The sequence below is a fragment of the Corynebacterium sp. HMSC05D03 genome (assembly GCF_001807205.1).
GTDB classification, from domain to species: domain Bacteria; phylum Actinomycetota; class Actinomycetes; order Mycobacteriales; family Mycobacteriaceae; genus Corynebacterium; species Corynebacterium aurimucosum.
Genome location: NZ_KV788173.1, coordinates 116688 through 130853, shown reverse-complemented (window position 1 = coordinate 130853; position 14166 = coordinate 116688). Strand labels below are relative to the sequence as shown.

At 62.1% G+C, this 14166-nt stretch carries 10 protein-coding genes; all 10 read right to left on the bottom strand.

Features of this window, described 5'->3' with window-relative positions:
- Position 1: 1 nt before the first annotated feature.
- Positions 2-292: a cation:proton antiporter gene (locus tag HMPREF3147_RS05350; RefSeq protein WP_070445483.1), complete on the bottom strand. Its 291-nt coding sequence runs from the start codon at positions 290-292 to the stop codon at positions 2-4.
- Positions 289-843 carry a monovalent cation/H+ antiporter subunit E gene (locus HMPREF3147_RS05345; protein WP_070445479.1) on the bottom strand — a complete coding sequence of 185 codons (555 nt, stop codon included), beginning with the start codon at positions 841-843 and terminating at the stop codon, positions 289-291. Before HMPREF3147_RS05345 ends, HMPREF3147_RS05350 begins: the two co-directional genes overlap by 4 nt.
- Complete coding sequence (locus tag HMPREF3147_RS05340; protein ID WP_070445477.1) at positions 844-2385, bottom strand: monovalent cation/H+ antiporter subunit D family protein; 1542 nt, start codon at positions 2383-2385, stop codon at positions 844-846. It abuts the gene before it with no gap.
- Positions 2386-2823, bottom strand: a complete 438-nt coding sequence (locus tag HMPREF3147_RS05335) for a cation:proton antiporter subunit C (protein WP_010190439.1) — start codon at positions 2821-2823, stop codon at positions 2386-2388.
- Positions 2820-5801, bottom strand: coding sequence for a DUF4040 family protein (locus HMPREF3147_RS05330; protein WP_070445474.1), 2982 nt, complete (start codon positions 5799-5801; stop codon positions 2820-2822). The genes HMPREF3147_RS05335 and HMPREF3147_RS05330 overlap by 4 nt, the downstream gene beginning before the upstream one ends.
- Before the next feature lie 188 nt (positions 5802-5989).
- The gene (gene ftsY / locus HMPREF3147_RS05325) at positions 5990-7852 is read right to left on the bottom strand and encodes a signal recognition particle-docking protein FtsY (RefSeq protein ID WP_070445734.1); all 1863 of its coding nucleotides are present in this window, start codon (positions 7850-7852) and stop codon (positions 5990-5992) included.
- A gap of 74 nt (positions 7853-7926) precedes the next feature.
- A complete protein-coding gene (gene smc / locus HMPREF3147_RS05320; RefSeq protein WP_070445469.1) occupies positions 7927-11430 on the bottom strand; it encodes a chromosome segregation protein SMC in 3504 nt (1167 codons plus the stop codon).
- A gap of 10 nt (positions 11431-11440) precedes the next feature.
- Complete coding sequence (locus HMPREF3147_RS05315) at positions 11441-11749, bottom strand: acylphosphatase (protein WP_070445466.1); 309 nt, start codon at positions 11747-11749, stop codon at positions 11441-11443.
- Entirely contained in the window at positions 11750-13276 is a 1527-nt protein-coding gene (locus HMPREF3147_RS05310; RefSeq protein WP_070445463.1) for an alanine/glycine:cation symporter family protein, read from the bottom strand.
- 34 nt (positions 13277-13310) lie between these two features.
- Positions 13311-14159 carry a bifunctional DNA-formamidopyrimidine glycosylase/DNA-(apurinic or apyrimidinic site) lyase gene (gene mutM / locus HMPREF3147_RS05305; protein ID WP_070445459.1) on the bottom strand — a complete coding sequence of 283 codons (849 nt, stop codon included), beginning with the start codon at positions 14157-14159 and terminating at the stop codon, positions 13311-13313.
- Between the last annotated feature and the right edge of the window lie 7 nt (positions 14160-14166).

Below are 14166 nucleotides of genomic sequence, written 5' to 3'. Positions count from 1 at the left end.
CTTACCTCCTGCCCTTCGAGATGATGCGGGCCATCGACAACGTCGGCAGCACGCCGGCCGCAATAGCCGCAAGCATGGCGATGTCATAGACGATGGACGCGTGATTAGTCATGGACCACGAAATATACATGCACAACATGCCGTAGAAGACCATGTCACTCATCACGGTGCGGGTGAGCTCATCACGGGAGCGCAAGGCCAAAACCAACGCCGCGCACACCGATGCGCCGATGAGGAAAATACAGACAAAGACTACCCATTGAAAGGCGCTCATCGAGGAAAAATCAATCATTTCTTATCATCCTTTCGGGCATCCTTGTTCTGCGCAACCTGGCGCAGGGGCCACACGGAATACTTCTCCACATCGTGCGCGGCAAGCGGGGTATCGTCCGCCTTCGCGATATCGGGTGCGCGCATATGGCGGCCCAGTGTATCCAGCGGATACTCGTAGAACGTAGAGGCGAGCTCCTTGGTGGGACCCTGCCCAGGAACGCCATAGTCAATGCCTTTCACCCGTGGCGCGAGGCGCTCCTCCATATCCGCCAGATCTTCCATAATGCTGGCTGGGTCATCCCCCATGACCGCTTGAACCAGCACGATACGCGGCAGGCCTTCTGCAATCGGCTCGCGCAAGCCCAAGGACAAGGTACCTGGGGTTGCGGTAATGGACGAGGTGAACCAGAAGATCTCCCACGCGCCGGTCACGCGCAAGGGGTACCGCACCACTACCGGGCGGTAGCTATTCTGCGGCTTGAAGGATTCTGCGGCGAGCGAGAAACCCGCGACAAAGATTTCCTTGATCAGCCATAGCGCGTAGACAACGGCATGCACTGCAGTCTTCATTTAACGGCCCTCCTGAAGGGAATCGATGTCGGGTAAGGCTACGGGGTCGTCGCCAAGCACTGCGTCTGCATAAGCCTCCGTATCCAACAAGTCCGCTGAGGCTTCCATCGTGACGCTGATGACCGGACCGGAGAGAATGAACATGGTCAGCGAACCCAGGATCAACGCTGCCGAGGGCGCCATCAGCTTCTTACGGATCACCAGCTCATCGGGCACCTTCTCCTTGGGCAAATCCTTGCCCCAGAAGACGCGGCGCCACACGCGCAGCATGGCTAGGAACGCGGCGAAGGAGGCGATGATAATCACCGCGATGACGGTCCATGCCCATGCCCCGCCGGTGCGCGCGACTTCCGCGACGATGAGGACTTTGCCCCACATGCCGGAGAAGGGTGGGAAGCCCACGACGGAGAAGGCACCTGCGGCGAAGATCCACGCGATGATGGGATCACGGCGCGCCAAGCCAGAAAGCTTGTTGAGCCTGCCCGTACCGTACGTCTCCTCGATAGCACCAGAAGCCAAGATGAGGGAGCCCACCGTGAGCATGTGGTGAATCGTGTACAGGATTCCGGCGGCCAGCGCGCGCTGGGCATCGTGGGTGGTGAAGGCCATCATCACCAGGATGAAAGGCATACCGTTGAGCATCTGGTAGCCCAGCACGCGGCGGATGGAGTTCTCAGCCAAACCACCGAAGGAGCCCACCACCATGGAGATGATCATGATGACGATGATGAGCGTTCCCCAGCGCTGGTCCATATCGAACAGCTGCACCCACAGGCGGTAGAGCATGTACACCGCCACCTTGGTGTGCAGGCCGGAGAACAAGCCCATGACGGCAGCCGACGTGCCCGGGTAGGTACGCGGCAGCCAGGATTGCACGGGGAACACGCCAGCCTTCGCGGCGATGGCGATAACGATGATGCCGGAAGCCACCGTCACCGGACCGCTACCGGCGGCAGCACCTGTCAGCGCCGCCAAGTTAACTACGCCAGCCACCGAGTAGATATAGCCCACGCCAACCACCAAAAGCGTGGAGGCGAACAAGTTCACCAACACGAAGGCGCGGCCGGCGGCCAAGCGTGACCACGTACCGGACATGGTGATGAGACCATAGGAGGGCAGCAGCATGACCTCGATAAACACGAAGAAGTTAAAGAGATCAGCGGTGAGCAGGGCGCCGCACACGCCGGTGATCAAGATAAGCGTCAGCGATGGGTAGTAGCGCGACTTGGTCTCACCACCCACGATGGCGAACCAGTTGGCGCCGAAGGCCACGATCATCGTCGTGATGAGCATCAGTGCTGAGAAGGTATCGGCCGCGAAGGCAATACCTGCGTTGCCCACGTAGTTACCCACGCTGTGCGCCACCACACCGTTGTTCATGGTGTAGAGCAACAGTGCAAAGGAAGCGAAGATACCCACGCCCGGAACGATGAGCATGATGGCATCGCGCACGCGGTGCCATGGCGCAAGAAGCGCCAGCGCCGCCGATACGAGGGGAACCGCCGGGAAGAGCGGGAGGAGGGCGCTTACGGTGTCATACATCTAGTTGTCCTCCTCTTGTTCGAGTTCTTTCAAACGATCCATCTTGTTGGCCGAGCGCTCCAGAATCTCCCGGTTCTGGGTGTCTCGTCCCAGCGTGGAGAAAGCGTGGTCAATGGTGTTGTCATCCACCGGCTCAACGACATCCGTGTCGTCGTTCGCGCCCATCGCCGCCATGGTCAGCAGAATGGTCGAGGTAGCCATGGAAATCACCACGGCGGTCAGCACAAAGGCCTGCGGCAGCGGGTCCGCCATCTGGTCCATGCCCACCTGCGATGGAAAGGACTCTCCGCGATAGGAGTACACGCCGGTGGCCAAGAGCATGAGGTTGGCACCGTGGCCGAAGGCCATCATGCCCAGCACGATGTGCACGAGGCCGCGCTGCTGGATGAGGTAGACGGCGCTACCGATGAGCAAAGCAATGGTCAGTGCGAGGATCATGAGTTCTTCCCCTCTTTAGCCGGAGTGTAGTGAGGCGAGGACGCGCGGCGGCGTGCCTCGGAGTCATTGAGCAGCGCCAGTGGGTCCGAAGACGGGTTGATGGATTCGGGGTACGGGTCGTCGACATCCTCCAGCACCACGCGCGGGGTATTCGGCAACGCGGAATCATCATCGTGAACCCACGGCAAGAAGTCCCGCTCAGTGCCTGGACGCAGGTAGCCACCCAAAGCATTGATGGCCATGGTGAGCATGCCCAGCACCGCGAGGTAGATGCCCAGGTCGAAGATGAGCGACGTCGTCCAGTGCTGCCCCAGGGCGTGGCCATGGATGGCAGTGAGGAAACCACCGGAGCTATGCGACGTCGGGATGTAGCCGATGAAGCCAGCCACCAGCGCCACAATGATGCCCACGCCGGTGAGGTGAATCGGGGTCATGCGACCAAAGACAATCTCATCGGTACCGCGCGAGAGGTAGGTCAAGCCGATGGCCGCACCCATGATGAGTGCCGCCGGGAAGCCGCCGCCGGAAGTCTGGTGGCCGCGGTAGAAAACGATGAAGGACATGACCACCAAGATCGGGATGGCCACAGCAATACCCTTGCGCAGCGGCACCGAGTTGAGCTGCGACTGGCCGAACGGAGCCGGGCGTGTGCCGGAGGTGAACGGGAAGCGCGGCAGCGTCGAGGTGACCGCAGCGATAACCACAGCGGCCATGCCCAGCACTGACAGCTCGCCCAGGGTATCGAGTGCACGGAACTCCACGATGATGGTGGCCACTACGTTGTCGCCACCAGTAATATCCGGAGCGTTGTTGAGGTACCACATGGCCAGGTCCGAGCGTTCGTGGCGCCCCATCAGTGCCCACACGCCCAGGAATGCGGTGAGCCCGGCGAGCACGGCTACGACGATGGAGCCCACCTTGCGGTTGGTGTCCTGCACGGGGTGGAACTTCTCCGGCAGGTAGCGCAGGACCATCATCATGACGATGACGGACAGCGCCTCCACCGTGAACTGGGTCAGGGCCACGTCGGGTGCGCCGAGAAGGAACATCTGTAAAGTCACGCCGGTTCCCGCGGTACCAATCATTACTGCACCTGTGAGGCGGTTGCGTGTACGCACCAAACCAAACATGGACAGCGCCACGATTCCCAGCGGCAGCAGGTCCCACGGATTATCAAGGCCGTCCACACGCGGGTTGAGAGCCACACCATCGACACCCGTGGACACCAGAGCGGAGCCCGCAAGGATGATGACTAGGAGGATGATCGGCAGGATCAGCTTCGACGGGTTGTGGGTATCGGACATGCGGCCAACGAAACGGCCGAAGGCTGCGCACACGTCCTGAATCCACTTCAGGATTTGGTTACCGGTGCGCGGTAGGAGCTGGCGCTCCTCCATCGCGGTCCACAGCGGCCCGCGGAAGAACAACGCGATGATGCCAGCGATAAGCACCACCACAGAAATAAGCAGCGGGACGTTCAGGCCGTGCCACAGCGCGAGGTGGGAATGGCCCTCCATGCCGATGGCCGCCACGATGTTATCGAGTGGCTTATTGAGCACTCCCATGACGAAGATAATTGGCACCGACATCACACCGGGCAGCGCCGCGGGCAGCCACAGCCTCACCGGCGCCTCATGAACATGCGACATGTTGCGCGGGCCATCGAAGAAGGCACCGAAGACGATCTTGGCGGAGTAGGTAAACGTGAAGAACGCGCCCACGCCCGCAACGATGAGCAACAAAACCTGGCCGGCCGATCCGATAGGCGCATCCTCGAAGGCCGTGAGCATGCCTTCCTTCGACACGAAGCCGAATAGCGGCGGGACCGCAGCCATGGAGGCAGCACCGATGAGCATGGAGCCGAAGGTCCACGGCATCTTGTTCCACAGCACGCCGAGGCGGCGGATGTCACGTGAACCAGCCTCATGGTCAATCACACCGATGAGCATGAAGATGGAGGACTTAAACAGCGCGTGTGCCAGCGTGTGCACGAGGGCCGCCGCGATGGCGAAGGGCGTGCCAACACCAATCGTGGCCACGATCCAACCCAGGTGGGACACCGTGGAGTAGGCAGTCAGCTTCTTCAGGTCCGTCTTCTGCACGGCGAAGACCGCCGACATCACGGCGGTCCCCATACCGGCGACGATAAGCAGCCAATTCCACGCGGCGACGTCGTGGAAGATGGTGGAGAAACGAATCAACAAGTAGACGCCGGCCTTCACGACGGCCGCTGCGTGCAGGAAGGCCGAGACCGGCGTGGCTGCTGCCATAGCCTCCGGCAGCCAGAAGTGGAAGGGGAACTGCGCGGACTTGGTGAATGCCGAGGCCGCGATGAGAATGGCAACCCCGGTGGTCAAACCTGGACGCTGGGCCCACACATCGGAGGCGAGGATACCCTCAAGGTTCGTCGTCCCCGCTGCGGTTGCGGCAATCGCCACGCCCGAGAGCAAGGTGAGGCCGCCGATGAAGGTGAGGATCAGCGTGCGCTGCGAACCGGCCTCGCCGGACTTACCGCTGCGTGCGATGAGCATGAAGGACGCCAGCGATACCAGCTCCCAAGCCAGGAAGAGCACCACGACGTCGTTAGCCAGCACGAGCAGGAGAATCGACAGTGTAAACGCTGTCATCAGCACATAAAAACTGACGTTGCCTTTGCCTTTGGGCAGGTAGGCCGCAGAGTAGGTGAACACCACTGCGCCGATGACGAGAGCCAACATGGCAAAGAAGATGCCCAGCGCATCGCCCCGGAAGGCGAGATTGACGTCGACGCCTGGCGTGATGACATCACGCACCCACGTCACGGAATAGGACAGTTCTTCGCCACGGGCCAGTGCCGGAAATTCTTTAGCCAACAGTGCCGCGGCGATAATAAAAATGCCGGCTAGCGGGTAGCCGGCTGCGCGATCAGCAACCTTGACGGCTACTGGTGCTAGCACCACTGCGACAGCTGCGAGGAGGACGACATACAAGAGTGTCACGAAAGAGTAGCCTCACGAACCGTTGTTAGGGCTGTTTAATCAGCCTCACATAGACAGGACTGTCCTAGACTACCATTGTGACCTCCCCCAAAGCACATTTTTAATGGGACGAAGATGACGAAAGCGCCCCGCAAAGGAGGCGCTGCGTCTCGAAAGAACTTAGGTCTAGCCCAGGGATCTATAAGGTCCTACTTCTCCCCCAGCAAGGCATCAACGAAGCCTTCAACCTCAAACGGTGCGAGGTCATCTGCGCCCTCGCCGAGGCCCACGAGCTTGACCGGCACGCCGAGTTCCTCCTGAACCTGGAAGACAATGCCACCCTTCGCGGTGCCATCCAGCTTGGTCAACACAACACCGGTGATGTCGACAACGTCGCGGAAGATGCGCGCCTGTGTCAGGCCGTTCTGCCCCACCGTCGCGTCCAACACGAGCAGGACCTCGTCGACCTCGGTCTTCTTCTCCACCACACGCTTGACCTTGCCCAGCTGATCCATGAGGTCAACTGAGGTATGCAGACGGCCAGCGGTATCGATGAGAACCACGTCCACGCCCTGGTCCACGCCAGCGGCAACGGCGTCGAAGGCCACGGAGGCTGGGTCCGCGCCTTCCTTGCCGCGCACGGTGGTAGCGCCCACGCGGCGGCCCCAGGTCTCCAGCTGGTCCGCGGCCGCTGCACGGAAGGTATCCGCCGCGCCGAGCAAGACGTTGTGGCCCATCGACACGAGCACGCGGGCCAGCTTGCCGGTCGTGGTGGTCTTGCCGGTGCCATTGACGCCGACGACCATGATGACGGCTGGCTTGCCATCGTTCGGCATGGCCTTGATGGAGCGGTCCATCTCCGGGTGGCCTACCTCGATGAGGGCTTCACGCAGCATGGCGCGGGCTTCGGCCTCGGAACTGACTCCGCGCTCCGCAATCTTCTCACGCAGAGAATCAGTGACCTGCATCGTGGACTTCGTACCCAAATCCGCCATGATGAGGGTGTCTTCGATTTCCTCCCAGGCATCATCATCCAGGTCACCTGCGGAGAGAATACCCATGAGGCCCTGGCCGATGGCGTTTTGCGAGCGCGACAGGCGCCCGCGCAGCTTGCCCAAGCGGCCGGCAGCCGGCGCAATATCCTCCTGCGGCTGGGCTGCCGGAGCCTCAACCACCTCAGCGTCGTCGGATACCTCTAGCTCCTCCGGCTCAGCTTCAAGTGCCGCGCTTGCCGACGCCGCCTGGGCCCCCGCCGCCGCGGCGGCCTCCTCTGCCTCTGCATCGGCATCGGCTTCTACTTCTTCTGCCTCTGCCGCTGTTTCTTCGTCGGCCTCAGACTGGACGGAAGGCTCCTCCTCAGCCGGAACCTCAGGTGCCTCCGGAGTCTCCTCCTCTACCTTTGGGGCTTCGGCTACCGGCTCCGGTTCAACAGTCTCCGGTTCGCTGGCCGGGACAGTTTCCTCCGTGTCCGCTTCATCCTTATCAACAGCAGCGGCGCCGGAAGCGGCAGCACCAGCGGCTGCAGCGCCCGCGGCACCTGCCGCGACAACGCCAGCGGAAGAATCTTTCTCTTCTTCTACCTTTGCCGACTCCTTCTGTGCAGCCGGTTCCGGCGCGCTCACCGGCTTCGCGTCTGCGACGGGTTCCGGCTTCGGCTCTGCCTGAGACTTCGGCTCTGCCTCAGGCGTCGGTTCCGCCGCAGGCTTCGCTGCCTTCGGTGTCTCCTCCTCACCCTTGAGCTGAGCGTTCGCTAGCTCGGTGGCATCACGCTGCTCAGACTTCCTCTCCGCTTGCGGCTGAGCTTTGGGCTCGGCCGGCATGGGCTCCTCGCCCTTAGCTGCCGGCACAGGCTCCTTGGTAGCGCCGCCGCCAGCCGGGGCAAAATTAAAACCAGACTTGGCCTGGTAGTTGCCGGACTTCTGTTGCTGGGTCAGCTCCTTAGGCTCCTCCGCAGGCTTTTCGAAGGAAACCTTCTTTGACTCGCCGCGCTTCTTGCCCAAGACAACGAACAAGACCACGAGCAGAATCAGGACGATGACTGCTATCGCAATCCACATAAAAGTAGTATTCATGCCCTCCATAGTGCCAGGGTTGTCCACATCCGGCACGATAAGGAGGGTGAAAAGTGCTGGGCGCAAGCCCCACCCTAGCGCGGGGCATCCACGCCGAGACGTGTGGCGTCCTCGGCGGCTTGAGCCGTGCCCGGCGCCTCACCGGCGCGAGACATGCGCTGCGAAATCACGCGTGTGACGCCATCGCCGCGCATCGTCACGCCGTAGAGGACGTTGGCCACGTCCATCGTCGGCTTCTGGTGGGTAATGACAATGAGCTGAGAATCCTTGCGCAATTCCTCGAAGAGCGCGATGAGGCGGCGAAGGTTGACGTCGTCAAGCGCGGCCTCCACCTCATCCATGACATAGAACGGTGAGGGGCGCGCGCGGAAAATAGCCACGAGCATCGCCAGCGCGGTCAGGGACTTCTCACCACCCGAAAGCAGTGACAAACGCTTGACCTTCTTGCCCGGCGGGCGAGCCTCCACCTCGATGCCGGTGGCCAGCAGGTCATCCGGCTCCGTGAGGATGAGCCGGCCTTCGCCGCCGGGGAAAAGTGTTTGGAAAACCTTGGGGAACTCCGCTTCCACGTCGTGCCAGGCATCCGTGAATAGCTGCAAGATCTGCGCGTCGACGTCTTCAATAACGCCTGCCAAGTCCTTGCGCGCCTGGATCACATCATCCAGCTGCGTGGAGAGGAAGCTATAGCGCTCCTCCAGTGCCTTGTACTCCTCCAAAGCCAGCGGGTTGACCTTGCCCAAGGAGTTGAGGTCCTTTTCGGCCTGCTTCAACCGCTTGGTTTCGGCGGAGCGATCGAAGTCCTCACCCGGCGTGTATTCCTTCAGCAGGTCGGGGATCGCAATGCCGAGCTGCTCCACGATTTTGCCCTCGGCCTCATCCACGCGCACCTGCGCCTGGCTGCGAGCGATCTCGGAGTTATGCGCGGAGTCGGTCAGGCGATCGAGCTGCTGGCGGGTCGAGGAGACCGCTTGCTTCGCTGATTGTGCACGGCCTTGCAGCACGCCGCGCTGGGTGACCAGCTCATCGCGTTCCTCGGCGGCCCGCTCGAGTGCCTGCGCGGTCCGGGCAGCCAAATCTTGGGCATGCTTGTCGACAGCCCCCGCCAACCGCACCTGTGCTTGCCGGCGGGCCATCGCCTGGTCGTGGCGGGCTTTGGCCTGGCGTTCGTGCTGGGCTTGGCGCCGCAGGGCCTCTCCCCTGCCCGCTGCTTGGCCGACCTTTTCCTCCGCACTGCGGGCCGCCATCTGGGCCTCTACCTCCATGGCCTTGACCTGTTCCAGGGCCGTCGAGGCAGCATCGCGTTCCACCGAGGAGGGTTCATCAGCCTGCTCTTCAGCGTCCACGCGCGACAAGCGGTCACGCGCCTCCGCCAGTTCTTCGCGCAGGCGGGCTAACTGCACCTCGATATCCGTGGCGCGGGCGGCGGCTTTTTCATGCTCAGCCTTGTTTGCCTCGTACTGCTTGAGCAAGCGCTGGTGATCGCGCTTCCACGCTTCGAGTTCGTGATCGTGCTCCCGCAGTGCGGCCTTGGCACTCGCCGCACCTACGCGTGCATCGTCCGCCGCCAGCTTCGCGCCTTCGAGCGTGCCGGATAGCTCCTCCAGCTCATGAGTGGCTGATTCCAGTTGTTGCTCGGCCTCCGCAATCTGGCCGCTTACCTCAACGGTGGAGACGGCGCCTGTTCCTGCCTCCACCCAGCCTTCGCCGACGAGTAGGCCCTCAGAGGTCACAGCACGCAAGCGCGGATCCTCCGCAATAAGTTCACGGGCCGCGCCATAGTCATCAACCAGGACCACGTCGGAGAGCAACCGCGTCACCGCCGCCGATACTTCCGGGACCAAGACCATGTGATCCAGCAGCCAGCTCGCCCCGGAGGGCAAGTCCGCGTCAAGGCGCCAGGCTGAACCGGTGGGTTCCGCAGCGACGTCGATCAGCGGCGTGCGGCTCGCCTGCGCCAAGTCGCGCACGATGTCCCCGCTCACCGCGCCGGCTTGGGCCTCCGCAAAGGAACCGAGTGCTGCCGCAACGGCTGTCTCATAGCGAGTAGAAATGAACTCTGCGAGAGGTTTGAATCCCTCCCCCAGCTCGAGTGCTTCCGGAACGGTCTGGCCCAGGGTATCGATCCGAGCGCGCAAACTATAGACGGTACGCTCGTGCTCCCGCTGGGCATCACGCAGCTGCTCCAAGCGTTTATCGGCCGCGGCAGATTCGCTGGCCGCGCGCACATGCGCTTCCTCCAGCGGCTCACGCTCGGCAGCCAAGTGCTCCAGCTTGTCCGCCACCTCATCGGCTTCCGCCTGCGCTCCCCTAGTGCGCGACTTCGTATTCGCTAAAGTCTCTTCCTGACGCGCTAACTCAGACTCCGCGGAGCTGACCTGACCCGCCAAGTTCTCCTCGGCGGCGATGAGGCGAACCACGCCTTCACGGCGATCCGCAATGGCGCGCAGTTGCGCCATGTGTTCTTTATCAGCAGCCTCGAAGGCTTCCCGGCGCTCGGCCACTTCCTCCCGGATAGATTCCAAGCGCTCTGCAGCCTCTTCGGCCGCGGCCAGCAACTCTTCGTGCTCCTCATCGGCTCGCTGGGCACGTGCCTCGAGCTCCTCCGGATCCTGGCCCGCGTAGGCCACCTGTGAGCCAACGTTGCTGGCGCGCTCGGCCGCGATGCGCTGCGTGGCAGAGATTCGCTCGCTGAGGGTCGATAACTCGAACCACAGCTTCTGCGCGGCCTCCGCGCGCGGCGTGACATCCCCCAACTCGGCCTCTACCTCAAGCTGGATCTCGGTCGCCTCTTCCAGCTGGGCTGTCACTTCCTCGACCTGCTCGGCGAGCACCGCCGCGCGTTTCTCAGCGTCATCGAATGTCGCGCGCAACCGCACCACACGGTCACCAGCAAGGCGCAGGCGAGCATCGCGCAAATCCGCTTGCACGGTGGCTGCGCGCTGGGCGGCCTCCGCCTGGCGGGCCAAGGGTTTGAGTTGCTTGCCCAGCTCATCGGTCAAGTCCTGCAAGCGGTCCAGGTTGGCCTGCATACCTGTGAGCTTGCGCTGTGCCTTTTCTTTGCGGCGGCGGTGCTTAAGCACGCCTGCGGCTTCTTCAATGTAGGCGCGACGATCCTCCGGGCGGGACTCCAAAATCTCCGCTAGCTTTCCCTGGCCCACGATAATGTGCATCTCCCGGCCAATGCCGGAATCAGACAGCAGCTCTTGGATATCCATGAGGCGCGCCTTCGCCCCATTGATCTCATATTCGCTCGCGCCATCCCGGAACATACGGCGGGTGACGGAGACCTCCGAATACTCGATGGGCAAAGCGCCATCGGAATTGTCAATCGTCAGCGTGACCTCAGCGCGGCCAAGGGCCTTGCGGTCCCCGGCACCGGCAAAAATGACGTCCTGCATCTTGCCGCCGCGCAGCGTCTTGGCGCTGCCTTCACCCATGACCCACGCGAGCGCATCGACGACGTTTGATTTACCCGAGCCATTCGGGCCCACCACGGCGCAGATACCGGGCTCGAATTTCAGGTTCGTCGCGGACGCGAAGGACTTGAATCCTTTGAGCGTGAGCGATTTGAGGTGCATTCGAATAAGTTTAGCGCTCGATGAAGCCCGACTCACCGCGCGGGGCGGCCCACTGCTCCACCACGGCGTTCACCACGCCTGGACGGTGGGTGGTCGACGGTTCTTCACGCAGCAAGGCCAGCAACTTCTCGCAGTCAGCACGCGGGCCTTCAGCAACCACCTGGACGCGTCCGTCCTGGAGGTTCGTCGCGTGCCCAGCCAGCCCTAGTTCGAGGGCGCGGGAACGCGTCCACCAGCGAAAGCCCACGCCTTGGACGTGTCCAAGAACGAAAGCTGTGAGGCGTTCATGGCCTGCAGAGGCTGCTGCCGTGTCTGCCATCTAGTACTCCCTCAAGTTTGTGCGGTCGCTCAAGTCAAATTCGTGATCGAGACGGCGACGGTCCTCCGCGCTGCGGCGCGTGACCGGATCCGTACCATCCCAGCATTCGACGTTCTGCAGTTCCGGCAGCATATCACGGTGGAAGACGGGATCCAGGCCCTTGCGGCGCTGCTCGTTGTAGTTCTTCAGCAGCTTGATAGCCACGCCAGACAGCGGCACGATGGCGCACACGTTGAGCAGAACCATGATGGCAGCGCCGGTATCGGCCAGGTCGAACACGGTACCTAGCGGGGCCACCGCACCGTAGAAAACAAAGGCCAGAACGATGAGACGGAAAGTCCACAGCACCCACTTCTTCCCGGAGAGGTACTCCACGTTGGACTCGGCAAGGTAGTAGTTGCCCAGAATCGAGGAGAAAGCCAGGAAGAACAGGATGAAGGTGACGAAGTGGATGCCCCACTCACCCACCACGCCGGAGAGCGCATTCTGGGTCAGCGTCACGCCCTCAATCGCATCAGAGCCGAAACGCTCGAAATCGGTGCCCAAGAGAATGATGAAGGCGGTAATTGTACACACCACCAGGGTGTCGAAGTACACGCCGAGGGTCTGCACCAGGCCCTGCTTAACGGGGTGGGACACCGTCGCCGTCGCTGCAGCGTTCGGCGCCGAACCTTCGCCCGCTTCGTTGGAGAACAAACCACGCTGGATACCTTTCAGCATCGCCATGCCCACGGTGGCACCGGCAGCTTCCCGGAAGCCAAAGGCAGAGCCCACGATCGAGACGACCATGTCTGGCACCTTGTCAAAGTTCACAATAACGACGATGAGACCCAAGATGAGATAGGCGCCCGCCATAAACGGCACGATAAACTGGGTCATCGAGGCGATGCGCTGCACGCCACCGATGATGATGAGCCCGGACACGGCGACGACTGCGATGCCCACGCCTGCCTTGAAGGCCGCGGAATCCTGGCCAAAAGAGGCCGCCAAAGAATCGGAAATGGCGTTGGTCTGGAACGCATTGTAGAACCAGCCAAAGGTAATGGCGATGGCCACGGAGAAGATGGTTGCTAAAGGCTTCCACCCCAGGCCACGGGACATGTAATAGGCCGGGCCACCGCGGTAGGCGTCCCCCTCACGCACCTTCCACAGCTGCGCCAGGGTCGACTCCACGAATGCTGTCGCACCACCCAGGATGGCGATGAGCCACATCCAAAACACCGCGCCGGGGCCACCCACGGAGATAGCCACGGCCACGCCTGCAACGTTGCCGGTGCCCACACGAGAGGCCGCTGAAATGGTAAATGCCTTGAAGGCAGAGATTCCGCCATAGTCGGCATCCTCATCGACGCCGACGCCCTTGGGCTTCTCGACGACCGCCTTGAACATGTCCGGCACCATGCGGACCTGCACCACGGCGGTGCGGATGCCGAAGAAGAGGCCCGCGGCGATAAGCAGCCATGGCAGGACATAGGACCACAGGCTGTCGTTAATGACACCAATCACGGTGCTGAAGATTTCTTGCATGGGTTACACATTAATAACTCACACCAGAATCGTCCTAGTTGGCCGCCGACTTCCTCCCCACGCCGCGGCTCTGGCAGTGCGGGCAATAGTGAGTACCACGCCCACCTAGCACGGTTTTCAGGATTTCTTCGCCACAGCGATCACAGGGCTGACCGCCCCTCCCATATACGTGCAAGGAACGATCAAAATATCCGGATTCGCCATTAACGTTGACGTACAATGCATCAAAGCTGGTTCCGCCAACGGCGAGGGCGGAGCGCATGACGTCGGCGGCCGCAGAAATCACAGCGACAGCATCACGCTGCCGCAGAGCGCTAGCCTTCTTCAGCGGAGAAATCTGGGCCGCCCACAGCGCCTCATCGGCATAGATATTGCCCACCCCGCTAAGCACCGTTTGGTCGAGCAGAGCCACCTTGACCGCCGTGCGTTTCGCGCGCAAGCGCCGCCCTGCCGCGGTCAGGTCGAAGTCTGCTTCGAGAGGATCGGGAGCGATATGCGCCATGCTCAGCCACGACCCAAAACGCCAATAACCGAAGGTGCGTTGGTCCACGAAGCTGAGACGGGTGGCGTCATCAAGCACGGCGGCGATGCGCACGTGCGGCGAATCCACCTCGCCGATCCGCACTTGCCCCGACATGCCGAGGTGGATGAAGAGCACATCGCGAGCTGGGTCGGTGTGATCCTCGTCGGCGAACTCCAGCCACATGAACTTGCCGCGGCGCGCCACCGCGGCAATCTTCCTGCCCACCAGCAGCGCGGACAGCGGGGCTTCCTGGCCCCGGTTGGCGCGCGGGTGGAGAACGTCTACTGCAGCAAAGGAGCGGCCCACAAGATAGGGCTCGAGTCCGCTGCGAACAGACTCGACTTCGGGAAGTTCTGGCATCGAATTC